The sequence below is a fragment of the Puniceibacterium sp. IMCC21224 genome (assembly GCF_001038505.1).
Lineage (GTDB): Bacteria > Pseudomonadota > Alphaproteobacteria > Rhodobacterales > Rhodobacteraceae > Puniceibacterium.
The window spans coordinates 1,979,947-2,005,031 of record NZ_LDPY01000001.1; the positions used below are offsets into that span (position 1 = coordinate 1,979,947).

Below are 25,085 nucleotides of genomic sequence, written 5' to 3' on the forward strand. Positions count from 1 at the left end.
TCTGATAATAATGCGGCTTTTCTCTGCGCTGCGCTGCGCTGCAACAGTGACACAGCCCGGGACATGCCCAGGCTGTGATCAGATCAAGTGTGACGGATCAGGGCATCAATCGATAAGGCTGATTCGCGTGATCAGATTGCCTTCGTCATCGTTCTGTCCTGCAGCCTTGTTCACCAGGAACACCTCGCCTTTGCCGTCTGTTGCCATGGCATTGGGGCGGCTGCCAGAGGGCAGGTTGGCGACAATCTCACCCTCGGGCGACAGGACCACCAGCCGGTCGGCGAGGCGAATGGATACAAATGTCAGCCCGGATGCGGGATCCACCAGTGCGTTCAGCGGGTTAGCGCCCACGCTTACGGTTCTGACAATGTCGCCCGATGCCAGATCGACATATGCCAGATTGTCGCTTTGCTGGCCGGTGACGATGGCCTGATTGGTCGCCGGATCATAGGTGACGCCGATTGCCCCTTTGACAGGGGTCGCAAAGACATCCGTGACCACGCCCGATGTCAGATCGACGGTTGCCACCTCGTTCGATGCCAAGCTTGTCACCACCAGCCGGTTGCCTGTAGCATCCAGAGCCATCGCACCGATGCCGAAATCCTGCCCGCGCAGCTTTGAGGTGATTTCAATCACACCGGCAGGTTCCAGCGTCTTGGTGTCAAATACCGCGATTTCACCGGTAAAGACCTGACCGACATAGGCTTTGCCGTCATGCACCAGAACGCCGCGGGCGTGCTGCGCCAGTCCGGCGGGAAATTGTTTGATCAGCGACAGATCTTCGGGGTTATAGACTGCGACAGTATTTACGCGGGTGTTTGTGACCCAGATCTGATTTTCTGTATCGGAGACGGTGATGCCGAATACGCCAATGACACCGGGTGCGCGGCCATCGTCACGCGCCGGGGCTGCCGGGGGGGTGACCTGCGCCAGGATATCGAGGGTGTCGGGGTCCAGCTTGTAAAGTGCCGAAAAGTCCGACACGCCGCGCCCGGTGGACGAGGTGACATACAGCGCATTTTGCTGCTGGGAATAGGCCGCCTCATACAGCCCGCCCTCAAGCTGTTTCGAGGTCATGGCGAAGTTGTCCATGCCCAGATCCGCCAGTACCGGCGACACCTTCATCTCGACAATCGCGTTATAGGCGGGCGAGGCGAATTCAGCCACCAGCGGATAGGTGCCCGGCGCGGCGGTGTCGGGAATGGTGATATCGGCGCTCAGCTCGCCTTTGTCATCGGCGGCAAAGCTCTGGCCATCGGCCAGCGCCAGCCCGTTCAATCGCAATATCATGGTCTGACCCGGTGTCAGACCCTGGGCGCTGATCTGCGCGGTCGAGCCAGCGACAACTGCACCCTGACCGTCTGCCAGTCCGGCGCGCAGCCGTGCGCCATACCCGGTATCAAGGTTGTTAAACGTGTCCTGGGCCTGCGCGGTCATGGCGGTGGTGGCCAGCAGCAGCGCCAAAAGAGCGGGACGGATAGAGGTGATCATGGAGAGGTATCCTTTGATATGAAGCAGGCACCTGCCGGGTGGCAGGTTCGATGGTCGGGGGCCCTGTTTGCTTCAGAATATCTGTGGCTCGGTCGGTGCCGGAACGATCCGGCAGGAAAGGGCCAGGGCGGTGCCTTTCCGAATGGGGTGGTCAGATCCGGGTTGCGGCCTCCAACGCGTGCGGCAGCGACAGCGCCAGCGCGGGACCGTGCTGCGCGCCGGGGAAAACCGTCTGCCGCATCGTCAGATCGCCGCGCTGTTCCAGCCGGTCCAGCAGGCGTAACGTTGCGGGCGCCGGCGCGGGGCGTTGCAGGGGCGGCGCGCCCGAGCGGCTTTCGTTGTCTCCCATGGTGCATAGCAACTGGCGACGTCCCAGTGGTGGGGCGGCAATTGCCAAGGCAGTGATTGTCGCTTCAGCTGCCCAAACGGACGGGCTGGCGGGAACATACCCGGCGAATTGTTCGGGGGCGGTCAGCAATTGCGTCAGGGTAAACAACCCGCCGACTGAATGCCCCCAAAGGCTGCGGCGCGTTGGATCAATCTCAAGTCCGGCTTCGGCGCTTTGGCGCAGATCGCCTGTCAGCAGTGTTGAAAAGACCCGCGCGTTGCCAGTGGCATAGTTGAGGTTGGCTGTCTCATCCGGCAACAGGGTCGGTGTATAGTCGCGATAGCGGTCAACCGGAGAAAAGGCGCGGGGGGTGTCATACCCCACGGCGATCACGGCAACGCCGGGGTGGCGCGCCAGTAGATCCGGCACCAGAAGCGGCGGCAGCGCCCCGCCATCTAGCATATAGAGCACCGGACCTTCGGGGCGCAGTGGTCGCGCGATAAACAATCGCAGATCGGTGGCATCGCTTCGGGGCAGGATGCGCTGGCTCAGGTCATGCGTTGGATGTGGCCCCTGCCACAGGTCGGTCTGCGCCGGGGCATGGCGGATGTCAGCAGGCGTCGGCATGGCGCACCCCGTCGGTATGGACATGCAGGAACCCGCGCGAACAGCGTTCGACCCGCGCCTGCACGTCATAGGCACGCGCCAGCGTGGTCGGTGTCACCACCTCTTCGGGCAGGCCGGCTGCGATCACCTGACCCGCCTGCATCAGCACGATGCGGTCGGCCCAGCGCAACGACAGTTCCAGATCATGCAGCACCACAATCCCCAGCGCCTGAGATGAGGTCAGCACATCGCGCAGGATCTCCATCACTTCGAACTGGCGCCGAGGATCGAGAGCGCTGGTCGGTTCATCCAGCAGCAATACCTTGGGCTGCCGTATCAGCGTCTGTGCCAACCCGGCCAGTTGCCGTTGTCCGCCCGACAGGCGCGACAACGGGCGCAGCGCCAGATCGGCGATACCCAGCCGTGACAGCATCGCCACCGCCTGTCTCCGCGCCTGATCGGGTGCAGATCCACCCGGCGCGGCCCTTAATGCGGTCAGGACCGCATCCAGCACCGACAGTTCGGCGTTTTGTTCCGTGGATTGCGGCATGTAACCAACCAGCTGCGCCCGTTCGCGGCGGCCGATCTGCGACAGGTCGACATCGTTTAGGGAAACCGCGCCCGAGGCGGGCAGCAGGCCAGCCAGCGATTGCAGCAGCGTCGTCTTGCCGGCGCCATTTGGACCAATCAGCGCGGTCAGGCTGCCGGGTGGCAGCGTCGGCAGGTCAATGCCGCGCAGCACCTCGGCTCCGCCGCGCCGCAGGTGCAAGTTGCGAATGCTCAGACCGTTTGCCATCACGCGCCCCGCCGCAGGATCAGCGCCAGAAACACCGGCAACCCGACCAGCGATGTGACAATGCCCGTTGGCAACAGCACGCCGGGAATCAGTACCTTGGACAGGGTTGAGGATGCTAGCAGCACCGCCGCCCCGACCAGCGCGCTTGCCGGTAGAAAGAACCGATGATCTTCGCCGACAGCCAGTCGGGCGATATGTGGCGCGACCAGCCCGATAAATCCGATGGTACCGACAAAGGCGACTGAAATGGCCGCCAGTAGCGTCACCCGCAGCAGTGCTGCCAGCCTTAGACGGCCCGTGTCGATCCCCAGCGCGCGGGCGCGATCTTCGCCCAACCGCAGTGCGGTCAGCTGCCAACTGCTGGCCATCGACCACGGGGCGACGACGGCCAGACAAACCGCCAGAACGGCAAGCTGGCTCCATTTTGTCTGCGACAGGCTGCCCAGCGTCCAGTGCACAAATTCTTGCAACGCGCTTTGCGAGGCGGTGAATTGCAGCAGCGCCACCAGCGCATTAAAGCCAAAGACCAGCGCGATGCCCAGCAATACGATGGTGCCCGGGCCGCGCCCCAGTCTAGATGCTACAAATTGCAGGATCAGCATGGCAGCTGCGGCAAAGACAAAAGCGTTAACCGGCACCAGCCAGCTGATCGGCAGCCAGGGCAGCGACACATTGGCGATCAGCGCCAGCGCCGCCCCAAGCGATGCCGCCGACGACACGCCCAGCGTAAACGGACTGGCCAGCGGATTGTCGAGGATAGTCTGCATCTCGGCCCCCGCCAGTGCCAGCGCGGCACCAACCAGCAGCGCGGTCAGCGTCTGTGGCAGGCGCACGTTCCAGACGATCAACGCATCGGTCGGCACATCGGACGTGCCAAACAGCGCCTTCAGGACAGCGGATGGCGACATCATCGTGGCCCCGGTGAACAGATCCAGCAGAAAAGTCAGCACCACCAGCGCACCAATTGCGGCCACCAGCAACGCCCGCCGCCGCAGGGTTCGGCTGTGCTGGTCCAGGATTGCCTCGGGGGTGATGGCGGCGTCGGTCATCGCGCTCATTCAGTCGCTCCCGGATGCACCGACATCGTGCCGTTTAGCGGCACAGGCAGGAAACGGCGGTTGATTTCGGCCTGCGTTGCCTCGGGCGACAGGTCAGCGAACAGATTGGGGTGCAACCACGTCGCCAACATTTCCAGCGCGACGATATTGAGCGAAGTGTTGAGATAATTGTGCCAGATCCCGTAGGCCCGCCCGGTGCGCACCGCCGACAAGCCGCTGATGATCGGAGCGGCGTCCAGAAACGCATCTATCGACGCGCGCGCGGTGTCAGGCGTCACATCGGGGCCGGTGACGATGCCGCGCCCGATGCCGAAATGCGTGCCACCTGTGCCGATCCAGACCTGCGGGTCCGCCGCGATGACATATTCGGCGCTGAGCGGCCCAAAGATACCCGGCACCACCTCTGCGCCAATGTTGCGCCCGCCGGCGGCTTCGATCATGGCACCAACGCCGGCAGCGCCGGGGGCGGTCAGCGGACCATCGACCTGCGGCTGCATTTGCAGGAACACCGTGGGGCGTTCAGGTTGCGCCTCGGCGATGCGATCCAGAATGTGCTGTCGGTGTGCCTCGATATAGTCAACATAAGTTTCGGCGCGCTCGGGGTGGCCAAGTGCGGCGCCTAGTGCGCGGATCGACGGCACAGTGTTGGCATAGGGATCCGCACGGAAATCGACAAACAGCGTTGGAATACCAACCGATTCGAGCATTTCGGCCAAGGCGGCCGAGTTGGCGACCGAATCCGATCCGCCACTGAGGATCAGCAGATCCGCCCCGGCAGCGATGATCTTTTCCGCCGAGGGCAGTCGATCACCGTCGACCTGCGGTACCGCAGCCAACGCCGGGAATCTTGCGAAATAGTCGCGCTGCAATTCGGTATCAAACCGTTTCAGAGCCGCCAGCCCGGCGATCCGCTGGTCAAAATCCGCTGCGACAATCGACAGCGCTGGAATCTGGCGTGCCTCGGCTAGAACGACCCGCTGTGCCGGGCCGGGCAGGGTAACGACCCGCCCGGCAGCATCGGTCACCGTGATTGGTGCGGCGTATAGCGGCAAGGCCAGTGCAAAGGTGATTGCAGCTGCGCTCAGGCCACGTTGGAAACGTCCCATATCCTTGACCTTTTGATCCTGTTTGGCACTGTCTATAAATCTTGAGTAAAACAGTCAATAATTGAGCGACGGCAAAGCATCAACGTCGCGCAAAAGTGCGGGCGTGATGTCGCTCAGGCGATTGCAGCCGCACAACGCCATGGTGATTTCCAGCTCATCACGCAGCAGGCGCAGCACATGTGCGACACCATGCGCGCCCTTTACCGAAAGCGCTTCGACAATCGGTCGGCCAATCAGAACGGCGGACGCACCCAAGGCCAGCGCCTTGAGCACATCCGTCCCGCGCCGGATTCCGCCATCCACCAGCAATGGCACCCGCCCTTCGATAGCGGTGGAAATTGAAGGCAGCTGCGTCACTGCGGGCATTGCTCCATCCAGCACCCGCCCGCCGTGATTCGATAGAATAAGCCCATCAGCGCCGATATCGACCGCACGACGGGCATCGTCTGGGTGCAGGATGCCCTTTAGCACCAGTTTCAGCCGCGTTTCGCCCCGCAGCCAGGCGATGTCGCCCCAATTGGGTGCCTGCGTCATGAACTGATCGAACACGGCGCTGCCTCCTGGGGGCAGGGGTGGCGCAGGCGGGTTTGGCAACCCATGCAGATTGATCGCAGATATGCCGTCGGGCAGCTGAAAACCGGCGCGCATCTCGCGGTTGCGAACCCCACTGAGCGGTGCGTCTACCGTCACCACGATCGCCTCATATCCCGCGGCTTCGGCCCGCCGGACCAAGGCCAGCGTGGCCGCGCGGGCAGGCTGCATGTAGATCTGGAACCAGCGGCAGGTGCGGCCCACATTGGCCGGAGCCTCGAGCGGTTCAGAGGATTGGCAGCTAAGCACCATCAGCGCGTCCAGCGCGGCGGCAGCCTGAGCGGTGCCGCTTTCGCCGTCAGGATGCGCCAGTCGCTGAAACGCAACCGGGGCCAGAATCACGGGGTGTGCCAGATCGCGCCCCAGCAGCGTTAGCGCGGTCGAGCCGCCGCTTTTGCCGGTCAGCACCCGTGGCACCAGGCCGATCCGCTCGAACACCCGGCGATTCTGCGTCAGAGTTATTTCTTCCGCTGCCCCGCCGAGAAAATAGGCGGCAGCCATCGGGTTCATAAGCTGCGCGGCGGCCGCAGCATAATCCCCCAGAGAGGTGAGGACGAGGTCAGCATTATTTGTGTCCATCACCTGAAAACCTGCCTGTTCCTGCCCATCGCCGCAGCACCCACGCGGGCAAAGCGCCGTTGATATACAAACCGCCCGTTTGTATGGATTAGCGCGCGTGGGTTGTCTTGACAATCCTTACTATAACAGTAAGTTTCTTTCCCGACAGGCAGCGCGAGGGTAGAAACGGCCCGTGCAACCCAGATTGCTCGATTGATTACTCAGAACGTCAGGGACCGACATATGGACGCCTATCTTGATCATGCCAGAGAATCACTTGGCCCGACTTTTGCCGAGGCACTGGATTTCCTTGTGCTTGGCGGGCCGTCGATCTGGGCGATTGCGGCCCTTGCTGTGCTGACGCTGGCCTTGATTCTGTGGAAGACGTGGCGCCTGTTTCTGGCGGGGGCCTGGCGCGGCGGTCGCCGCACGTCCCGGGCCATCGACGCCTGGACTGCTGGTCGTCTTGCCGAGGCGATTGCCCTGCTGGACGGCCGCCGTAATCCACGGGCGCGGGTTGCGCTGACGGCGATGCGGTCGCAACTGGACCCGACATTGACGCAGGCCGGTGCAGAATCCGAAGCACAGCGTGTCGCGAAATCCGAGCTGGCGCGGCTGCGCGGCGGTCTCAAGGCGCTGGAGCTGTGTTCGACGATTGCACCGTTGCTGGGCCTTCTGGGGACGGTTTTGGGCATGATCGCGGCGTTTCAGGCGTTGCAGGATGCAGGCGCGCGGGCCGATCCGGCGGCGCTGGCTGGCGGTATCTGGGAGGCGCTGTTGACCACTGCCGCAGGCATGGCCGTCGCCATCCCGGCTTCGGTTGGCCTTACATGGTTCGAAAGCGTGGTCGAGCGGATGCGCCACAACATGGAGGACGCCGCCACGCGCATCTTCCTGCGCCCGGTGGTTGCGGATGATCCTGTTGCGGCGCCGCGTGCCGTGGCCGTTCATGCATCGCAGGGCAGGGCAATGGCAGCTGCCGAATGAGTCTGAGTTTTGGCTCTCCGCCCGCGCCGCGCCGCCCCAATCTGACGCCGATGATCGACGTGGTGTTTCTGCTGCTGGTGTTCTTTATGCTGGCGTCGCGCTTTGGCACCGAAAGCGCCGTCAGCCTGACCGTTGCCGGGCAGGGCGGCGGGTATTCCGGGCCACCGCGGCTTGTGACCGTCTACCCTGACCGGCTGACGCTGAACGGCGTGGCGCTGGACCCTGATGTGTTGGCAACCGAGCTTGACCGGATGACCGAGACGCCCGGAGACATCATCGTGCTGCGCCCGGCCGAAGACGCGCCGTTGCAACGTATCGTCGAGATGCTTGACCTGATGGGGGCCGCCGGGTTCAGCCGCGTGGTTCTGGTGGAATAGCCATGCAGATCGACCTTGCTCCGGTGCGCAGGACCGGTGAAAATATCCTGCCGATGATCAATGTGGTGTTCCTGCTGCTGATCTTTTTTTTGATATCGGCACGGCTGACGCCGCCCGAACCGTTTCCCGTGACGCCGCCCGAATCGCAGGCTGATGGTGACACCGAAGGTACGCTCCAGCTGTTTCTGGCCGCTGATGCGCGGTTGGGGTTTCGCGAACACGAGGGCGAAGAGGCGGTGATGGCGGCGCTGAGCGCCGAGCTTGAGGTGATGTGCGCCGAACTGGGCTGCGAGACGCCTGCCGACCGTCCGCCGCTGCAACTGCGCGCCGATGCCATGGTGCCGGGGTCCGAACTTGCGCGGCTAATGCCGGTACTGGGCGGGCTGGGATTTGGCCGTGTCGAACTGGTGGTGGTGTCGCAATGAGAGCGTATTTCGAACTCCCCGCCTTTGCGATGATCGCGGTTGCGCTCATGATGCTTGGCTTTGCCATTAATCCGCCGGTTGAGGCGTCGGCTTCTTCCGGGGCCGGGGGTGAAGACCTTGTGACGATGGAAGCCTCGACCGCCAGTGTCGAGACGATGGTTGAGGACTGGCTCGCGCCGCCCGAAGTGGTCGATACGCCCGATATGCCGGAACCGCAGATCGATATGGCCGCAGTGGAAATGCCGCCCGCGCCGCCGACCCGTCCAACAGAAGCACCGACAATGCAGATGCCCGCAGTACCGGACATGGTACTGCCCGATTTGCCCAGTCTGCCGGACGCCGCGATGGCAGAGCTGCCACCGCCGCCAAAACCCGAACCCGAGCCAGTCCCCGAACCCGTGCCGGACACTGAGCCAGAGGTGGTGACGTCGCAATTGGCGCCCGTAGCTTCTGAGCGCCCGCAGGTGCGCCCCGACCGGCTGGTTCCAGAACCACCCCGCAAGGTGACCAAGGCCCAACCAAAGCCGAAACCGACCAATCGGGAAAAGCCGGTTCGCAAAAAGGCACCAGCCAAGGCACCCAGCAAGGCATCGGCGGACAGTGCCGGTCAACGCGCCGCCGGGGCAGGTGGTGGGGCGCAGGCTGGACAGGCCCGCGCGGGCAGTTCCGCGACTACGACCAAAGCGCAGCAAAACAATCTCAAGGCGTCCTGGGGTGCATCAATTCGATCGCGTGTCGAACGTCGCAAACGGTATCCGGGCGCAGCGGGCCGGGCGTCTGGCACAGTTGGCCTTTGGCTCAAAGTCACCAGCACGGGCGGGTTGGCAGGCGCGGGCATCTCGCGCTCGTCCGGCAATGCGGCACTGGATCAGGCGGCCCTGAGTGCGGTGCGCAGCGCCAGGATGCCATCAGCACCGCGAGGGCTGACGCAGGGCACACATAGCTTCACCTTGTCGATGAAATTCTCGCGCTGATCTGACTGGCAAGCGGGCCGCGTGGCCCCAGATTGATGCAAGGCCATGGCATTTGCGACCCCAGCTACGTCCCGGCCAGTGGGCAGGCGACCGCGTGGCCAAGAGCGGCTGACAGGTTGTGCCAGGACAGGGCCAAACCAGAGAAAGAGCGGAGCGTCGCGCATAAATACGCCTTGCGCGCTTGGCCCCCGAGGCATAGAAGACGCGAAATTCGGAACATGACGGGGCAGGGGCCCCGCACAGAAGCATGGGGAAATGTATGCAGGTCACTGAGACGCTGAACGAAGGTCTGAAGCGCAGCTACGCCATCATCGTGACGGCAGCCGAGCTTGAGGCAAAGGTCACCGAAAAACTGACCGAGGCGCAGCCCGATGTCGAGATGAAGGGCTTTCGCAAGGGCAAGGTGCCGATGCCACTGCTGAAAAAGCAGTTCGGTCAGAAGCTGTTGGGCGAAGCGATGCAGGAAAGCATCGACGGTGCCATGTCCAAGCATTTCGAGGAAAGCGGCGATCGTCCCGCGCTCCAGCCCGAAGTCAAGATGTCCAACGACGACTGGAAAGAGGGTGACGACGTTCACGTCGACATGTCCTACGAAGCACTGCCCGTTGTACCCGAGCTGGACCTTTCCACCGTGAAGCTGGAACGTCTGGTCGCCAAGGCCGACGACGCGTCGGTCGAAGAGGCGCTGGCCAATCTCGCAGAGACGGCGCAGGATTTCCAGGACCGCAAGAAGGGCACCAAAGCCAAGGATGGCGATCAGGTCACGTTTGACTTTGTCGGCACGGTCGATGGCGAAGCGTTCGACGGCGGTTCCGCCGAGGATTATCCGCTGGTGCTGGGGTCGAACTCCTTCATCCCCGGCTTTGAAGAGCAGCTGGTTGGCGTCAAAGTTGACGAGGAAAAGGCCGTTGAGGTCACGTTCCCCGAAGAATACCAGGCCCCTCATCTGGCCGGCAAAGCCGCTGTGTTTGCCTGCACGATCAAGGCGGTCAAGATGCCTGTCGCGGCCGAAGTCGATGACGAGCTGGCCAAGAAGTTCGGTGCCGAAGATCTGGCCGGACTCAAGTCTCAGATCTCCGAGCGTCTGGAGGCTGAATACGTTGGTGCCGCACGTGCGGTCATGAAGCGTGGACTGCTGGATGTGCTGGACGGCATGGTGACATTCGACCTGCCGCCAAGCCTGGTCGACGCCGAAGCCAAGCAGATCGCGCATCAGCTGTGGCACGAAGAAAACCCTGACGTTCAGGGCCATGACCACGACACCGTTGAACCGTCGGACGAACATATCGCGCTGGCCGTGCGCCGGGTGCGTCTGGGCCTGCTTCTGGCCGAACTGGGCCAGCAGGCCAAGGTCGAGGTGACAGATGCCGAGATGACTCAGGCAATCATGAACCAGGCGCGTCAGTACCCGGGTCAAGAGCGTCAGTTCTTTGATTTCGTGCGCCAGAATCAGCAGATGCAGCAGCAAATGCGTGCGCCGATTTTCGAGGACAAGGTCATCGACCACATCGTCTCGCAGGCTCAGGTGACCGACAAAGAGATCACCAAAGAAGAGTTGCAGGCAGCCGTTGAGGCGCTCGACGAAGACGAGTGATTTCACCTGTCTGACACAGAGATCAGGGTCGCCCGATGGGGCGGCCCATTTTCGTTCCTATGGGCCGTGCCGCCGGATCAGCGCGCGTAGCGTTCGGCCGTAAGCCCTTCGAATGAAATCTCGGGTGTTTTGCCCAGCACCACATCAGCAACGGCGCGGCCCGACCCGCAGGCCATGGTCCATCCCAGCGTGCCATGCCCGGTGTTGAGGAACAGATTGTCATAGCGCGACGGCCCCAAAACTGGTGTGCCGTCGGGGGTCATCGGGCGCAGCCCGGTCCAGCCTTCGGCCTTGGAGATATCGCCACCCTTGGGGAACAGATCGCCGATCACGTGTTTCACTGTGTCGGTGGCATGTGGACCCAGTCGGTTGGAATAGCCTGCAATCTCTGCCGTGCCGGCGACGCGGATGCGGTCGCCTAGTCGGGTGATCGCCACCTTGTGCGTTTCATCCATGATGGTGGATTGCGGCGCATAGGCATCGTCGGTGACGGGCAGGGTGACCGAATAGCCTTTGACCGGATAGACTGGCAGCCGAACCCCGATGGGGTTCAGCACACGCGGCCCATAGCTGCCCAGAGCGCAGACATAGGCGTCACCAGTGATGCGGCCGGCCACTTCTGTATCGACCCCGGCAACTTTGCCATCCTCGATGGCAATGGACCGGATCGACTGGCCATATTGGAATTCGACACCCATTTCGGCGCATTTTTCGGCCAGCGCGATAGTGAACAGACGGCAATCGCCGGTACGGTCTGCCGTCAAACGTAGCCCGCCGACAAATTTATTGCGCACCTCGGCCAGCGCCGGTTCGACTGCGATGCAGGCGTCGCGGCCCAGCACCTCGTAGGGGCTGTCGTATTCCGCCAGGATGTCCTGATCAGCCTTTGATCCCTTCATCTGCTTGGCGGTGCGGAACAGTTGCAGTGTGCCCTGTTCGCGCCCCTCGTAGTCGATGCCGGTCTCGGCGATCAGATCGGGCATCACGTCGCGTGAATAGTTCGATATGCGGACCATCCGCCCCTTGTTGGTGCGATAGCTGTCGTCGTTGCAATTGCGGATCATCTGCCACGACCATTTCCACATAGTCGGGCTGATCAGTGGCCAGATGAACAATGGGCGGCGTTTCATGAACAACCACTTTATCGCCTTCACGGGGATACCGGGGGCCGCCCAGGGCGAGGTCATGCCATAGCTCAGCTCACCGGCGTTGGCATAGCTGGTCTCAAGCCCCGGACCCGCCTGCCGGTCAAGCACCACAACCTCGGCCCCGCCTTTGGCAAGGTAATATGCGGTGGTGACGCCGATGACGCCTGCGCCCATCACAACGACTTTCATGATCCGGCTCCTCCTGTTGGGATTTCCGGATCAGTGTGACGGGGAGTCGCGGCGATCACAAGGATGACACATCTGTGGGTGGTCGTGGGGTGGACAGCACATCAGACTGCGCCACAAAAAGAAACAGCCGCACGGGGTGGGCCCGCGCGGCTGTTGCTGCCATCCCCGCAGGGACAACGAGGCAGGTGCCTCAATCTTCGTCGTTGTCGTCCGAACGCGAGGGACGATCGTCGTCGTCGTCCATTCCAGCAGCGCCAAGATCGTCGAACAGCTCGGCGATCTCGAACTCTGCAGCGGCCTCTTCTTCGGCTGCCAGTTCCTGGATCGACTTGCCTGCCGCCTGCAGTTCCGCCTCTTCGGGCGAGCGGGCGATGTTCAGGGCTATGGTCACGGTCACTTCGGGGTGCAGCACCACCGAAACGTCGTGAATACCCAGGTCCTTGATCGGCGCAATGATGACGACCTGCTTGCGGTCGACCGAGAAGCCAGCCTCGGTCGCGGCTTCGGCGCAGTCACGGGTGGTGACCGAACCATAGAGGCTGCCGCCGTCCGAAGCCGAGCGAATTACGACGAACTGCTGTCCATCGAGACGGTCGCCCAGGGCTTCTGCTTCCTGGCGGGTTTCCAGGTTGCGTGCTTCGAGCTGCGCTTTCTGCGTCTCGAAATTGGCGATGTTGGCGGGCGATGCGCTCAGGGCCTTGCCCTGTGTCAGCAGATAGTTGCGCGCGTATCCGGGCTTGACGTCGACGACGTCGCCCATCTGGCCCAGCTTGGCCACACGTTCCAAAAGGATCACTTGCATGTCTTCGCTCCTTATTTCACGGCGTAGGGCAGGAGGGCGAGAAAGCGGGCGCGTTTGATCGCGCGCGACAGTTCGCGCTGCTTCTTGGCCGAGACGGCGGTGATGCGCGACGGCACGATCTTGCCACGCTCGGAAATATAGCGCTGAAGCAGTTTCGTGTCTTTGTAGTCAATTGCAGGTGCATTGTCGCCCGAGAACGGGCAGACCTTGCGGCGGCGGAAAAATGGTTTTGCGGCCATGGTTTAGCTCCTTGTGCTCAGATCAGGCGGGACGACGTTCGCGGCGTTCGCCACGGTCACGGTCGCCTCGGTCACCACGGTCGCCGCGATCACCACGTTCGTCACGTTTCTGCATCTGTACCGACGGGCCATCTTCGTGGGCGTCGACCTTGATGGTCAGAACGCGCATGACGTCGTCATGCAGGCGCATCAGGCGTTCCATCTCTTGCACGGCCGTCGCGGGGGCGTCTGTGCGCAGATAGGCATAGTGACCCTTGCGGTTTTTGTTGATCTTGTAGGCCATGGTTTTCACGCCCCAGTACTCGGACAGGACGATAGAACCGCCGTTGTCTGTCAGCACTGTGGTGAAATGTTCGACAAGGCTCTCGGCCTGCGCCGAGGACAGATCCTGGCGCGCGATAAAGACATGCTCGTACAGCGGCATGTGATCTCCGTTCTTTGCGGGCGCATTTCAAAGGACAGGCTGTGATCCTTTCGCGCCTGCCCACGAGAGACTGCGCGGTTCATATACTTGCGAAAGGAATGCCTCATATACACGCATCCACCCCATGCACAAGTCGCTACTGCCCTTTCATCGGTCCGCCGCACCCCGGTCGCGGTGTTTCCCATTTGCCGCCGCAATCGTGCCCATTTGTGTCGGCATGGTTCGGTTAACGAATGTAAATTTGTAGTTAATACGATGGGAGACGGAACATGAGTGTCAGTGCAGACCCAGCAGAACAGACACATCAGGCCGCACCGGGCACGGTGGGGCGGTTTTTCTATGCAGTAGCCGGTTCGGCGTTGCTGTTTTCAGCTCTTGGATTGTGGATGGTTCCGTCGGGCGCTGCGCTGCCGGAACTGACATTGATGAAGCTGGGGTTATCGGTACTGATGCTGGTGGGTGGTTTGTGCTGCCTTGTCAGCACGCGCGGCCGACGCTCGTAATCCTGCGCTGCGGGTAGGACACAGGCGCCGGACAGACGATTTTTTGTCACTTGGTGCCGCAACACAGCGACGGTCGGCGATCGTTATTGCGCTAGCGCTGTACCCGTCATGCCGATTCTGCGCGGTCTGAGTTTGAGCGGTGTTTCGCAAGGCAACAGGATCGAGTGTTCGTCAATGCACAGGGTCTGCGGGAATACCCGGGCTTGCGCAGGCGTCACAACTAACCCACCTACGTTCGCATCACGTCCAGCACAGAAAGATGCGAATATGAAAACTTTGATCACAGCCGCTGCGATTGCAGCCACTACTTTTGCCACCACGGTACAGGCCGCTCCCGAGGCCTATGTGCTGGATTCCAGCCACAGCCAGATTGTGTTCCAGTACAACCATCTGGGCTATTCCACAGGATATGGCATGTTCTCCGGTTTTGCCGGTGAAATCCAGTTCGACCAGGAAGACCCCGCCGCATCGTCGGTCACCGTCTCGTTTCCGGTCAAATCCATGCTGACCGGCTGGCAGGCGCGGTTTGATCACTTCATGTCGCCGGATTTCTTTGCGGCTACCGATGACGAGATGGTGACATTCACCTCGACCGCGATCGAAGTGACGGGTGAGAATACCGCGCTGATCACCGGCGATCTGACGCTCAACGAAGTGACCAAGCCGGTTGTCTTGGACGCAACGCTGAACCAGGTCGGTGATCACCCGATGGAGGGCAAGCCCTGGGCTGGTTTCAGCGCCACCGCAACCGTGCTGCGCAGCGATTTCAATCTGGGTGCCTTTGCGCCGTTCATCAGCGACGAAGTGCAAATCAATCTGTCGGTCGAGGCCATGAAGGCCGACTGAACCGGGCAGCGGGTCGGCTCTGATCCCGCACTCCGATGATTTTTTAGCGAATGATGCCCGCCGGACCCTCGTCCGGCGGGCTTTTTCCAATTCATTTTAGTGGCGGTGATCGTCTTTCGGACCTCAGGCGACCCTGCCGGAGTGATCGTAAAGCGGTAACACCTCAGGCCGACGGATGTGGCGGTGGAATCGTCTGAAGATAGCGGAGGATAAGTGCGCTAGGCAATTGCGTGCCAGGCATGACCGGGGCGGCAAGCCGACCCGGTCTAGACTTTAATCCGATGTCCGGATCGCGGTCAGAGCGATATCCAGGGCGACCGAAAAACCTAGCTGGCTTTCGTCGCTCATGCTGGTGCCGACAGCAAAGTCACGCCGATCCAGCGATACCTGTCCCTGCATCGCTGCGGTGTCGCCATCAATGTGCAGCTGGAACGGTAAACTTACCGGCACTTCGGCCCCCTTGAGGCGCAGGATCCCATCAGTCACGTAGCCATCGGCGGACTTAATCAGATCGGCGGTAAACGTGGCGGTCGGGAATTGGTCTGCATCAAAGAAATCCGGACCCATCGCCTGCGCGCTGACCGATCCCAGCGTCAGAGATCCGATGGCGACGGTCACGGACACTGTGCCGGTCTTGCCGGGGGCGTCCTGTTGTGTGAACCGGATGTCCGCCGTCCAGTCGGCGAATTGGCCAGTGACCTCTGATCCGAATTGCCTCACGCTTAGGGCCAGTGTCCCGTCTTCGACATGCCAGTTGCCCTGTGCGTCATCCAATATCGCGACCTGTGCCGCAGTGGCCTTGTGCTGGAACGCACCAAGCCCGGCGCCCACGCCAAGTGCGGCAACCCACATCACAACGGCAGACAGCATGGGCACCAGTCCCCTGTGGCGTTGGCGCGGATCACCCGCTGTGGTGGAACCGGGCCACATCCGACGCAAAGTGGCATCGCGGTCGATAAAATGATGCTTCAGCGCCCCAGCGATATGCAGCCCCAGCGCGATGAGCAGCACGCGTTCAAAGATGATGTGCAGTGCGGCGGTTGCGTCCGCGACGCCCTGCGATTTTGGAACAAACGGCAGCGACTGCCCGAACGGCATCCAGATTGGCGCGAACCCGGTGGTAGCCGCATGGTGTATCCATCCTGTCAATGGCACGAGTATCAGCGAGCCATACAGTAACCAGTGCACGGTTTCGCCCAGAAACGATTCGAGCCGCCGTTCGGGATGCAGCGGCGCGGGTTTGGGCTGGATCAGGGCCCAGAGGATTCGCAGCACGGCAATCAGAAAGATCGTGACCCCCAGCGTCTTGTGCAGTGAAAACAGCAACGCTTTTGTGGCGAGTTCCTCGCTGTTGGAAAACGGGGCGTCATTGGCAAAGAGCCCAAGCGGAATTGCCAGCAGAATGCCAAGCGCAGTGAGCCAGTGCAGCGTCTTGGCGACGCCACCATAGCGGGTGGTGGTGTTGGTCAGGGGCATGAATCTCTCCGATACGCGTTTGCCCGCAGATTACCGACGCCGCCCCCCATGGCAATCCGCAAGGTCGCACAGACAGGGTGCAGCGATGCGCCTTGGACGTTGCACCCCTGCGTTGGGGCCGCTAAGTCAGAAAGTCAGCGACAGACTGACAGGCAGGGAGGCCTCACATGAGCCGCGCATTCGTTTTCCCCGGACAAGGGGCGCAGACCATCGGCATGGGGCGCGACCTGGCCGAGGCGTATCCGGCGGCGAAAGCCGTGTTCGAAGAGGTTGACGCGGCACTGGGGGAAAACCTGAGCGGTCTGATCTGGGATGGTGACGCCGAGGTGCTGCAATTGACCGAAAATGCACAACCAGCGCTAATGGCGATGTCACTGGCCTGCATGCGCGCGCTCGAATCCGAAGGCGTCGGGATCGACAGCGCCGCGTATGTGGCCGGGCATTCTCTGGGGGAATATAGTGCGCTCACCGCTGCTGGGGCGCTGAGCATTACCGATGCGGCACGCCTGCTGCGCGCCCGAGGCCGCGCGATGCAAGAGGCTGTGCCGGTTGGTGTCGGCGCGATGGCGGCGCTTTTGGGGCTGGATTTCGCAACCGTGACCGAAATCGCAAACGAGGCGGCAGGGGACGATATCTGCGCGGCGGCCAATGACAACGATCCGGCGCAGGTGGTTGTCTCGGGCCACAAAGCAGCGGTCGAACGGGCTGTAGAGTTGGCAAAGGCCCGTGGCGCCCGGCGCGCTGTGATCCTGCCGGTCAGCGCACCATTTCATTGTGCGCTGATGGAGCCAGCGGCGCGTGTGATGGCCGAAGCGTTGGCCGACGTCGACATTCGCCAGCCTGCGGTGCCACTGGTGGCGAATGTAACTGCTGCGGCAGTGGACACACCCGCAGCGATCCGGTCGTTGCTGATTACCCAAGTTACGGGGGCCGTTCGTTGGCGCGAATCCGTCTCTTGGATGGCGGCGCAGGGTGTGAGCGAAATCTGGGAGATCGGTGCAGGTAAGGCGCTGTCGGGAATGATCCGGCGGATTGCACGCGATGTTGCAACGCGCAGCATTCAGGGGCCCGACGACATTCGTTCGACACTCGAGGCGTAAGTACGAGGATGCCGGTGGCGCAAAACTTTTTCAAAAGTTTTGGAAAAACTTTTTGGCGCCGGTTGGGCCGGCAGGAAAGGATATGGAATGTTTGATCTGAGTGGCAAGACAGCGCTGGTGACTGGCGCGTCCGGGGGTATCGGTGCCGAGATTGCGCGCTGCTTGCATGGAGCCGGGGCCAGTGTCGGCCTCAGCGGTACTCGCACGGAACCCCTTGAGGCTCTGGCCGCAGAGTTGGGAGAGCGCGCGTATGTTCTGCCGTGCAACCTGAGTGAGACGGACGCGGTCGTTGCGTTGCCGAAGCAGGCGATCGAGGCGATGGGGGCCGTCGACATTCTGGTTAATAATGCCGGTATCACCCGCGACAATCTATTTATGCGGATGTCGGACGACGAATGGCAATCGGTGATTGATGTGAACCTGACTGCGGCTTTTCGGTTGAGCAAGGGAGTTCTGCGCGGAATGATGAAGGCGCGCTGGGGGCGCATCGTCAACATCACGTCGGTTGTGGGCGCCACCGGAAACCCTGGGCAGGGGAATTATGCCGCCGCCAAGGCAGGTCTTGTCGGCATGTCCAAGTCGCTGGCCTATGAGGTGGCGTCGCGTGGCATCACGGTCAATGCCGTGGCGCCCGGTTTTATCGCCACCGCGATGACGGACAAACTCAGCGACGACCAGAAGACGGCGATCATGGGCCAAATTCCGGTTGGCCGCATGGGTGATCCGTCCGAGATCGCGGCGGCAGTTCTGTATCTTTCCAGTCCCGAGGCCGCCTATGTGACTGGCACGACCTTGCATGTGAATGGCGGAATGGCCATGCTTTGACACCTGTGGTCTGCGCGCCGCCGCAGGCCATGGGAAAGCGTTTGCCATCGCGGTCCCATGTGCTATAGGCGCGTCAGCTTTGGATCTGGGGTCAGCTATGGCTGCCGGTCCGATCCCGCACTGCGGGCAATGCAGCCGCCCGCAAGGGCAACAGAACGCCACCCCGCCAGGGCGAGGGCAAATCAGGGTTTTAGAACCCGACATGATGTGAGGATGACAGAATGAGCGACGTCGCAGACCGCGTTAAAAAGATTGTGGTTGAGCATCTGAGTGTGGAAGAGAGCAAGGTTGTTGAATCTGCCTCTTTCATCGATGATCTGGGCGCAGACAGCCTCGACACAGTCGAGCTGGTGATGGCATTTGAAGAGGAGTTCGGCATCGAGATCCCGGACGACGCCGCCGAAAACATCCAGACCTTTGGCGACGCGGTCAAGTTCATCAGCGAAGCCTGATCTTCCGATCTTTGGGTTCGGCACACGAATCCTGACGGCGCTACCCTTGGATGGGTGGCGCCGTTTTTCGTGCTCGTTGTGGATAGGGTGTTTCGATTTCGCCCGGCGATGAGGTGCGGGGCGGTTTATCTGCGCGGCGCAGGCGAGAGTAGTGATGTGTTGAGAGAAATTTGGCCGGTTCGTACCTGGTGTGGCGGCGGCGAATAAGGCACTCTCACCGCTATCGTCCTGGTGTTGCGCGGCGCCTGATCCGGGAGGGAACAGGCGCCGCGCTGGCGAATTTTCAGCCGTCGAAATTGACTTCTTCCATGATCCGCAGTGCATCTGCGCGCAGCGGCGGCAGCGAGTCGAGGCTGATCGTGTCCGGTGTGAATGTCCCCCACGAGGCAACCAGTTTCGATGCTGGAACGCCGGGCGTGACCGGGAATTCATAGTTCACTTCAGCATAGACCGCCTGCGCTTCGGGTGAGGCGAGGAATTCCATGAATGTCAGAGCATCTTCGGGATGCGGTGCGGCTGCGGTCATTGCAACGCCAGAGATGTTCATGTGCGTTCCGCCGTCTTCAAAGACCGGAAACACGATGCGCACCGAATTGGCCCATTCGGTCTGTTCCGGATCTTCCAGCATTTTTCCCATGTAGTAGGTGTTGCCAAGCGCGATGTCACACTCGCCGGCCCAGATCGCCTTGACTTGCGCGCGGTCGTTGCCCTGCGGCTTGCGGGCGAGGTTGGCCTTGATGCCTTCGGCCCAGACCTTGGCTTCATCCGCGCCGTGATGTGCGATCATCGCCGACAGCAGCGCAAGGTTGTAGGGATGCGTGCCCGAACGGGTGCAGATGCGGCCCTGCCATTTTGGATCGGTCAGATCCTCGTATGTCGTGATCTCACCATCTGCGACACGGTCTTTGCTCGCGTAGACGATCCGGGCGCGTGAGGTGACAGCAAACCAGCTGTTGTCGGCGCCGCGAAATGCCTCGGGGATATTCTCGTGCAGCACGGCGCTTTCGACCGGCTGTGTGACGCCTGCCTCAACGGTTTGCGAAACGCGGGCAATATCAACGGTCATGACGATGTCCGCCGGGCTGCGCGATCCTTCGGCCTCGAGCCGTTCGGTCAGGCCCTGATCCAGATATACCACGTTGGTTTCGATCCCTGTCGCAGCAGTAAAGGCATCGGTGATCGGTGCGATCAGTTCGGGCTGGCGCTGCGAATAGATGTTGACCTCGGCCAGGGCTGGCGTGGCGGCAGCTAGGGCGGCGAGTGCGGTTGTGACGCGAAAATGCAAGGGAACCTCCTGTGATATGGCATTTCCACAGTTAAACTCGACTGAATTTGTCGGGTCAATACTTGACAAAAAGAATCAGAATGCCGGTGCGTCGATATCGGCATATTTTTAACGCACCAGCAGGCGGTGTTCGCAGAAATCCGCCCCTAGTCTCCGCGCTTTTCGGCGGCTTTGGCGGCGTCCCAGAGTGCGTCCATCTCAGCAAGGTCACTGTCGGCAGGCTTGCGCCCCTCTGCCGCCAGCGCCGCCTCGATCGAGCCAAAGCGGCGGGTGAATTTAGCGTTGGCCGCGCGCAGTGCGGCCTCGGGATCTATCTCCAGATGGCGGGCAAGGTTGGCCATGACAAACAGCAGATCACCGAATTCTTCTTCACGGTGGGCCGCGCCCTCAGCTTCGCGCAGCTCTTGTGCTTCTTCGACAATCTTGTCGATTACCTCGTCCGTTGTTGGCCAGTCGAACCCGACACGTGCGGCGCGTTTCTGTAGCTTGACCGCCCGCATCAGCGCAGGCAATCCCATCGCCACACCGTCCAGCACACCGGTTTCCGCCTTGGAGGCACGTTCCGCCGCCTTGATCTGCTCCCAGTCATGGGTTTGCTGCTCGGCGCTTTTGGCGTTGCTTTCATCGCCAAAGACATGAGGATGACGTGCCACCATCTTGTCTGCGATGGCATTGGCCACATCGTTGAAATCGAACAACCCAGCCTCGGACGCCATCTGCGTGTGATAGACCGATTGCAGCAACAGGTCGCCCAATTCGCCCTTTAGCTCGTCCCAAGCCGCGCGCTCGATCGCGTCGGCAACCTCATAGGCCTCTTCGATGGTGTACGGCGCGATCGAGGCAAAATCCTGCTCGATATCCCAAGGGCAGCCGGTCTGAGGATCGCGCAGGCGGCGCATGATTTCGATCAGGCGTGGCATCCCGCCTTTGGGGTCGTGGATCAGGGCGTCTGTCATTGCGCGGCCTCTCGAAACTGGTATCTGCGTCAGGGATGGGACATCACAAGCAAGGAGTCCAGCCATGCCAGTCATCAACCGGATTGCAGAATTCGCCGAAGATATGACCGCATGGCGGCGTCATCTGCATCAACACCCTGAACTGGGGCTGGAGTGTCATCAGACGGCTGAATTTGTAGCAGACAAGCTGCGCGAATTTGGTGTCGACGAGGTGCACCAGGGGTTGGCGACCAGTGGCGTGGTGGGGGTGATCCGTGGGCGTGGTCCGGGGCCTGTCACTGGCTTGCGCGCTGATATGGATGCGCTGCCGATGGCGGAAGAGACCGGGGCGGACTGGGCGTCGACCATCCCCGGCCGGATGCATGCCTGTGGCCATGATGGTCACACCACGATGCTGCTGGGCGCGGCGCGGTATCTGGCCGAGACGCGAAATTTCAGCGGCTCCGTGGCGCTGATCTTTCAGCCTGCCGAAGAGACGATTGGCGGCGGGCGCATCATGGTCGAAGAGGGCATGATGGAGCGGTTTAGCATAGATCAGGTCTATGCCCTGCACACCGATCCGTTTGGCGATCTGGGCGAATTTCGCACCAGGCCGGGGCCGATCATGGCGGCGGTGGATGACTGGACCATCACGGTGCGTGGCAAGGGCGGGCATGCCGCCTATCCGCAGGATTGCAGCGATCCGATGCCCTGCGCGCTGGCCATCGGGCAGGCACTGCAAACCATCGTGTCGCGCAATGCCAATCCGCTGGCGGCCGCAGTGGTATCGTTGACCCAGGTGCATGGTGGCACGGCCCACAACATTATCCCCGAAAAGGTGACACTTGCAGGCACGACGCGCACCTTTGACGCTGATTTGCGCGATCTAGCCGAGGCGCGTTTGCGTGCAATCGCTGCCGGGCAGGCGGCCAGCTATGGTGTCACGGCTGAGGTGGATTATGAGCGGAATTACCCGCCGACGGTCAACCACGCCGAGCAGACGCAGTTGGCGGTTCAGGTGGCGCGGTCAGTGTCAGGCCAGGTGATCGACGATTTAGCGCCCGAGATGGGAGCCGAGGATTTTTCCTATATGCTGAACAGCCGCCCTGGCGCATTTCTGTTTCTGGGGCAGGGCAAAGGGCCGTCGGTGCATCATCCAAAATTTGATTTCAATGATGCCGCCGCCCCCTATGGCGCGTCGTTCTTTGCTGAACTGATCGCGCGGTTGCAGCCGCCAGAGTGAGGCTTGCGCCCCGGGCGGCTAGGTGATTGAGTGCCGCAAAAAAGGAGTCGCCCCATGCCCGTTCTCAATCGCATTGCCGCTTTTTCGGATGAAATGACGGGCTGGCGTCGCCATTTGCACCAGCATCCCGAACTGGGTCTGGAATGTCATAATACCGCCCGCTTTGTCATTGATAAGCTAAAGGAATTCGGGATCACCGACATTCACGAAGGCATCGCCACCAGTGGCGTTGTCGCGATTATCGAGGGACGGGGTGATGGCCCCACCATCGGGTTGCGCGCCGATATGGACGCCCTGCCGATGGACGAGACCAGCGGCGTGGCCTATGCCTCGACCGTGCCGGGCAAGATGCACGCCTGCGGCCATGACGGCCATACGACCATGCTGCTGGGGGCGGCGAAATATCTGGCTGAGACGCGCAATTTCTCGGGTCGGGTGGCGCTGATCTTTCAGCCCGCCGAAGAGGGCGAAGGCGGTGGCCGCATCATGGTCGAAGAAGGCATGATGGACAGGTTCGACATCGCGCAGGTGTACGGCATCCACAACGCGCCCGGTGACCCGGTGGGTCATATCGGAACCAACCCCGGTGCGCTGATGGCGGGGGTCGATACCTTTTGGGTTGATGTACAGGGCGTCGGGGGCCATGGCGCGATGCCTTATCAGACCCGTGATCCGATCATGGCGGCAGTGGCGATGGTGCAATCGCTTCAAACGATTGTTAGCCGCAATATCAATGCGTTAGATCGCGTTGTTGTGACGGTGACGCAGATCCACGCCGGGTCGGGTACCAACATCATTCCAGACACGGCGCAGATCGTTGGCACGGTACGCACCTTTCGTCCCGAAATGCAGGCACTGGTGAAAGAGCGCATGGCCACCATTGTCGAACATCAGGCGGCGGTGTTCGGAATGACGGCTGATCTCACATATGAGGATGGCTATCCCCCGACGGTAAACCACCCGGAACAGACGGCACTGGCCGCTGCGGTGGCGCGCGATGTGGTCGGGGCTGAGCGTGTGAACGAGGCCGCTGACCCGATTATGGCAGCCGAGGATTTCTCGTATATGTTGCAGGCGCGGCCTGGGGCGTATCTGTTCCTCGGGCAGGGCGATACTGCGTCCTGCCATCATCCGGCGTATGATTTCTGTGACGAGATCGCGCCGGTCGGGGCGACCTTTTTTGCCAGGCTGGTTGAAACCGCCCAGCCGGTATAGTGGCATCGCTTTCCATATCACGACCTGAAAGGGCATCCAATTCATGGCACTTGAAGACGCAAAAAACCAGATTGATCAGGCGTTTACCCGCGATAATTTGCGTGGTCTGAGCTATGAAAACGCCTTTGGTGGCGCGACCTCTTTTCTGCGCCGCCGCTATACCAAGGATCTGACCGGTGTTGATGTGGCGGTGACGGGCATTCCGTTCGATCAGTCCGTCACCAACCGGCCCGGCACCCGGCTGGGCCCCCGCGCCATCCGCGAAGCGAGCAGCCTGCAACCATATGATCCGCCTTATGGCTGGGGCTTTGATCCGCTGGGTGAATTTGCGGTGGTGGATTATGGCGACGTGGCGTTTGACTATGCCAAGGTCAGCGCCTTTCCCGAGGCAGTGACCGCGCATATCCGGGGGATTCTTGCGTCGGGGGCCGCGTCGGTGGTGCTGGGCGGCGATCATTTCATCACTCTGCCGATTCTGCGGGCTTATGTTGAAAAATTCGGTCCGGTGGCGCTGGTGCAATTTGATGCCCATTCCGACAGCTGGGTCGATGATGACCCGGAACGGATCGACCACGGGACCTTTGTGTACAAGGCGGTGCGCGAGGGGCTGATCCTGCCGGAAAAATCCGTGGCCATCGGTATCCGCACCGAAAACCCTGACACCATGGGCGTGCATATCATCGACGCGCCCGAGGTGCACCGCACCGGCCCGTCTGCGGTGGCGGCGCGGGTGCACGAGATTGTCGGCGACACCCCGTGCTATCTGACGTTTGACATCGATTGCCTCGACCCCGCCTTTGCGCCGGGCACCGGAACGCCGGTCTGGGGCGGGTTAAGTTCGGCGCAGGCAGCTGTTATCCTGCGGGAAATCGCCGGTTTGAACGTTCTGGGCGGCGATGTGGTTGAGGTCTCGCCACCTTTCGACAATACCGGAGCGACGGCGGTGGCCGGAGCCCATGTGGCGATGGAGATTCTGTGCCTTTGGGGCTGGACGCGACGAGTTGGATGATCAGCGCGCGCAGGCGCCCGGCGGCCCGGAAATGAAGTCAAAAAGGGATAAGGCGGCGTGCGGATGATATTCTGGATCATTGTGCTGGCAATTGTGGGCTGTCTTGTGTGGATTCGGCTTGCCCCTTCCAACCCTGAGGTGTGGAATGTCGATCCGATGGTAACTGCGGATCAGGATCTGGCGAGTGGTGTGCGGCGCGGTTTTCAGGGCGGGCGCCCGACAATGGAAGTTCTGGATCGCGTCATCCTAGCCACCCCCCGGACCGAGATTCTTGCGGGGTCGATTGATGCGGGCCTGATCACCTATGTCACACGCTCTGAATGGATGGGCTTCCCGGATTACACCACGGTGCAGTTGAACGACGACAGGGTGGAACTCTATGCCCGCCTGCGCTTTGGCCAGTCGGATATGGGCACCAACAAGGCGCGGGTCGAAGGATGGCTGAGTGCTGTTGCGGCCCAGCAGGGCGATTGAACGTCGTGCACTGGTTCGTGGGATGCCAC

26 protein-coding genes and 1 pseudogene are annotated in these 25,085 nt (G+C 61.6%); 14 read left to right on the plus strand and 13 right to left on the minus strand.

The window, feature by feature from the left end; translation table 11 throughout:
* Window positions 1–105: 105 nt before the first annotated feature.
* The 6 genes from IMCC21224_RS09075 to IMCC21224_RS09100 form a co-directional block, all read right to left on the minus strand.
* A complete protein-coding gene (locus IMCC21224_RS09075) occupies window positions 106–1,491 on the minus strand; it encodes a YncE family protein (protein ID WP_047995078.1) in 1,386 nt (461 codons plus the stop codon).
* A 151-nt stretch (window positions 1,492–1,642) separates the two neighbouring features.
* Window positions 1,643–2,446, minus strand: coding sequence for an alpha/beta hydrolase (locus IMCC21224_RS09080; RefSeq protein WP_053078938.1), 804 nt, complete (start codon window positions 2,444–2,446; stop codon window positions 1,643–1,645).
* Window positions 2,430–3,221, minus strand: coding sequence for an ABC transporter ATP-binding protein (locus IMCC21224_RS09085; RefSeq protein WP_047995079.1), 792 nt, complete (start codon window positions 3,219–3,221; stop codon window positions 2,430–2,432). The genes IMCC21224_RS09080 and IMCC21224_RS09085 overlap by 17 nt, the downstream gene beginning before the upstream one ends.
* Window positions 3,221–4,279 carry an iron ABC transporter permease gene (locus tag IMCC21224_RS09090; RefSeq protein ID WP_197089187.1) on the minus strand — a complete coding sequence of 353 codons (1,059 nt, stop codon included), beginning with the start codon at window positions 4,277–4,279 and terminating at the stop codon, window positions 3,221–3,223. The genes IMCC21224_RS09085 and IMCC21224_RS09090 overlap by 1 nt, the downstream gene beginning before the upstream one ends.
* Complete coding sequence (locus IMCC21224_RS09095) at window positions 4,276–5,385, minus strand: ABC transporter substrate-binding protein (protein ID WP_047995080.1); 1,110 nt, start codon at window positions 5,383–5,385, stop codon at window positions 4,276–4,278. The genes IMCC21224_RS09090 and IMCC21224_RS09095 overlap by 4 nt, the downstream gene beginning before the upstream one ends.
* A gap of 54 nt (window positions 5,386–5,439) precedes the next feature.
* The gene (locus tag IMCC21224_RS09100; protein ID WP_047995081.1) at window positions 5,440–6,555 is read right to left on the minus strand and encodes an alpha-hydroxy acid oxidase; all 1,116 of its coding nucleotides are present in this window, start codon (window positions 6,553–6,555) and stop codon (window positions 5,440–5,442) included.
* A 270-nt stretch (window positions 6,556–6,825) separates the two neighbouring features.
* On the opposite strand from IMCC21224_RS09100, the pseudogene IMCC21224_RS09105 reads away from it, so the two are divergent.
* From IMCC21224_RS09105 to tig, 5 genes and pseudogenes are all read left to right on the plus strand, one after another.
* A pseudogene (locus IMCC21224_RS09105) lies at window positions 6,826–7,521 on the plus strand (MotA/TolQ/ExbB proton channel family protein); the annotation flags it as partial.
* Window positions 7,518–7,898 (plus strand): biopolymer transporter ExbD, encoded by a 381-nt coding sequence (locus IMCC21224_RS09110; protein WP_047995083.1) that lies wholly within the window; start codon window positions 7,518–7,520, stop codon window positions 7,896–7,898. The pseudogene IMCC21224_RS09105 and the gene IMCC21224_RS09110, both read left to right, overlap by 4 nt.
* Before the next feature lie 2 nt (window positions 7,899–7,900).
* Window positions 7,901–8,323, plus strand: a complete 423-nt coding sequence (locus tag IMCC21224_RS09115; protein ID WP_047995084.1) for a biopolymer transporter ExbD — start codon at window positions 7,901–7,903, stop codon at window positions 8,321–8,323.
* Window positions 8,320–9,297, plus strand: a complete 978-nt coding sequence (locus IMCC21224_RS26465) for a TonB family protein (protein WP_053078940.1) — start codon at window positions 8,320–8,322, stop codon at window positions 9,295–9,297. The genes IMCC21224_RS09115 and IMCC21224_RS26465 overlap by 4 nt, the downstream gene beginning before the upstream one ends.
* A 259-nt stretch (window positions 9,298–9,556) precedes the next feature.
* Window positions 9,557–10,891, plus strand: coding sequence for a trigger factor (tig, locus tag IMCC21224_RS09125; RefSeq protein WP_047995085.1), 1,335 nt, complete (start codon window positions 9,557–9,559; stop codon window positions 10,889–10,891).
* A gap of 77 nt (window positions 10,892–10,968) precedes the next feature.
* Here the strand turns inward: tig and IMCC21224_RS09130 are convergent, their stop codons facing one another.
* The 4 genes from IMCC21224_RS09130 to rpsF all read right to left on the minus strand — a co-directional run bounded on the left by IMCC21224_RS09130 (window position 10,969) and on the right by rpsF (window position 13,693).
* On the minus strand, window positions 10,969–12,228 hold the full coding sequence (locus tag IMCC21224_RS09130) for a D-amino acid dehydrogenase (protein WP_047995086.1): 1,260 nt from the start codon (window positions 12,226–12,228) through the stop codon (window positions 10,969–10,971).
* A 190-nt stretch (window positions 12,229–12,418) separates the two neighbouring features.
* Complete coding sequence (gene rplI, locus IMCC21224_RS09135) at window positions 12,419–13,030, minus strand: 50S ribosomal protein L9 (protein ID WP_047995087.1); 612 nt, start codon at window positions 13,028–13,030, stop codon at window positions 12,419–12,421.
* Window positions 13,031–13,041: 11 nt separating this feature from the next.
* The gene (gene rpsR, locus IMCC21224_RS09140) at window positions 13,042–13,269 is read right to left on the minus strand and encodes a 30S ribosomal protein S18 (RefSeq protein ID WP_007813591.1); all 228 of its coding nucleotides are present in this window, start codon (window positions 13,267–13,269) and stop codon (window positions 13,042–13,044) included.
* Between the two features lie 22 nt (window positions 13,270–13,291).
* Window positions 13,292–13,693: a 30S ribosomal protein S6 gene (gene rpsF / locus IMCC21224_RS09145; protein ID WP_047995088.1), complete on the minus strand. Its 402-nt coding sequence runs from the start codon at window positions 13,691–13,693 to the stop codon at window positions 13,292–13,294.
* A 269-nt stretch (window positions 13,694–13,962) separates the two neighbouring features.
* On the opposite strand from rpsF, the gene IMCC21224_RS09150 reads away from it, so the two are divergent.
* Window positions 13,963–14,196 (plus strand): hypothetical protein, encoded by a 234-nt coding sequence (locus IMCC21224_RS09150; RefSeq protein ID WP_047995089.1) that lies wholly within the window; start codon window positions 13,963–13,965, stop codon window positions 14,194–14,196.
* A 267-nt stretch (window positions 14,197–14,463) separates the two neighbouring features.
* Window positions 14,464–15,042 carry a YceI family protein gene (locus tag IMCC21224_RS09155; RefSeq protein WP_047995090.1) on the plus strand — a complete coding sequence of 193 codons (579 nt, stop codon included), beginning with the start codon at window positions 14,464–14,466 and terminating at the stop codon, window positions 15,040–15,042.
* Window positions 15,043–15,315: 273 nt separating this feature from the next.
* On the opposite strand, the gene IMCC21224_RS09160 is transcribed toward IMCC21224_RS09155, so the two are convergent.
* Window positions 15,316–16,518 carry a cytochrome b/b6 domain-containing protein gene (locus IMCC21224_RS09160; protein ID WP_047995091.1) on the minus strand — a complete coding sequence of 401 codons (1,203 nt, stop codon included), beginning with the start codon at window positions 16,516–16,518 and terminating at the stop codon, window positions 15,316–15,318.
* Between the two features lie 167 nt (window positions 16,519–16,685).
* On the opposite strand from IMCC21224_RS09160, the gene fabD reads away from it, so the two are divergent.
* From fabD to IMCC21224_RS09175, 3 genes are all read left to right on the plus strand, one after another.
* Window positions 16,686–17,618 carry an ACP S-malonyltransferase gene (fabD, locus tag IMCC21224_RS09165; RefSeq protein ID WP_047995092.1) on the plus strand — a complete coding sequence of 311 codons (933 nt, stop codon included), beginning with the start codon at window positions 16,686–16,688 and terminating at the stop codon, window positions 17,616–17,618.
* A gap of 87 nt (window positions 17,619–17,705) precedes the next feature.
* A complete protein-coding gene (gene fabG / locus IMCC21224_RS09170; protein ID WP_047995093.1) occupies window positions 17,706–18,443 on the plus strand; it encodes a 3-oxoacyl-ACP reductase FabG in 738 nt (245 codons plus the stop codon).
* Window positions 18,444–18,664: 221 nt separating this feature from the next.
* Window positions 18,665–18,895 (plus strand): acyl carrier protein, encoded by a 231-nt coding sequence (locus tag IMCC21224_RS09175; protein WP_047995094.1) that lies wholly within the window; start codon window positions 18,665–18,667, stop codon window positions 18,893–18,895.
* A gap of 283 nt (window positions 18,896–19,178) precedes the next feature.
* Here the strand turns inward: IMCC21224_RS09175 and IMCC21224_RS09180 are convergent, their stop codons facing one another.
* Together IMCC21224_RS09180 and mazG are read right to left on the minus strand one after the other, a co-directional pair.
* Window positions 19,179–20,180 (minus strand): Fe(3+) ABC transporter substrate-binding protein, encoded by a 1,002-nt coding sequence (locus IMCC21224_RS09180; protein WP_047995095.1) that lies wholly within the window; start codon window positions 20,178–20,180, stop codon window positions 19,179–19,181.
* A 146-nt stretch (window positions 20,181–20,326) separates the two neighbouring features.
* Entirely contained in the window at window positions 20,327–21,136 is an 810-nt protein-coding gene (gene mazG / locus IMCC21224_RS09185) for a nucleoside triphosphate pyrophosphohydrolase (RefSeq protein ID WP_047995096.1), read from the minus strand.
* 64 nt (window positions 21,137–21,200) lie between these two features.
* On the opposite strand from mazG, the gene IMCC21224_RS09190 reads away from it, so the two are divergent.
* The 4 genes from IMCC21224_RS09190 (at window position 21,201) to IMCC21224_RS09205 (ending at window position 25,056) form a co-directional block, all read left to right on the plus strand.
* Window positions 21,201–22,358: a M20 aminoacylase family protein gene (locus tag IMCC21224_RS09190; protein WP_047995097.1), complete on the plus strand. Its 1,158-nt coding sequence runs from the start codon at window positions 21,201–21,203 to the stop codon at window positions 22,356–22,358.
* 54 nt (window positions 22,359–22,412) lie between these two features.
* Window positions 22,413–23,573, plus strand: coding sequence for a M20 aminoacylase family protein (locus IMCC21224_RS09195; protein ID WP_047995098.1), 1,161 nt, complete (start codon window positions 22,413–22,415; stop codon window positions 23,571–23,573).
* Window positions 23,574–23,616: 43 nt separating this feature from the next.
* A complete protein-coding gene (gene speB, locus IMCC21224_RS09200; RefSeq protein ID WP_047995099.1) occupies window positions 23,617–24,582 on the plus strand; it encodes an agmatinase in 966 nt (321 codons plus the stop codon).
* A gap of 63 nt (window positions 24,583–24,645) precedes the next feature.
* Window positions 24,646–25,056: a DUF1499 domain-containing protein gene (locus IMCC21224_RS09205; RefSeq protein ID WP_047995100.1), complete on the plus strand. Its 411-nt coding sequence runs from the start codon at window positions 24,646–24,648 to the stop codon at window positions 25,054–25,056.
* The last annotated feature ends 29 nt before the right edge of the window (window positions 25,057–25,085 follow it).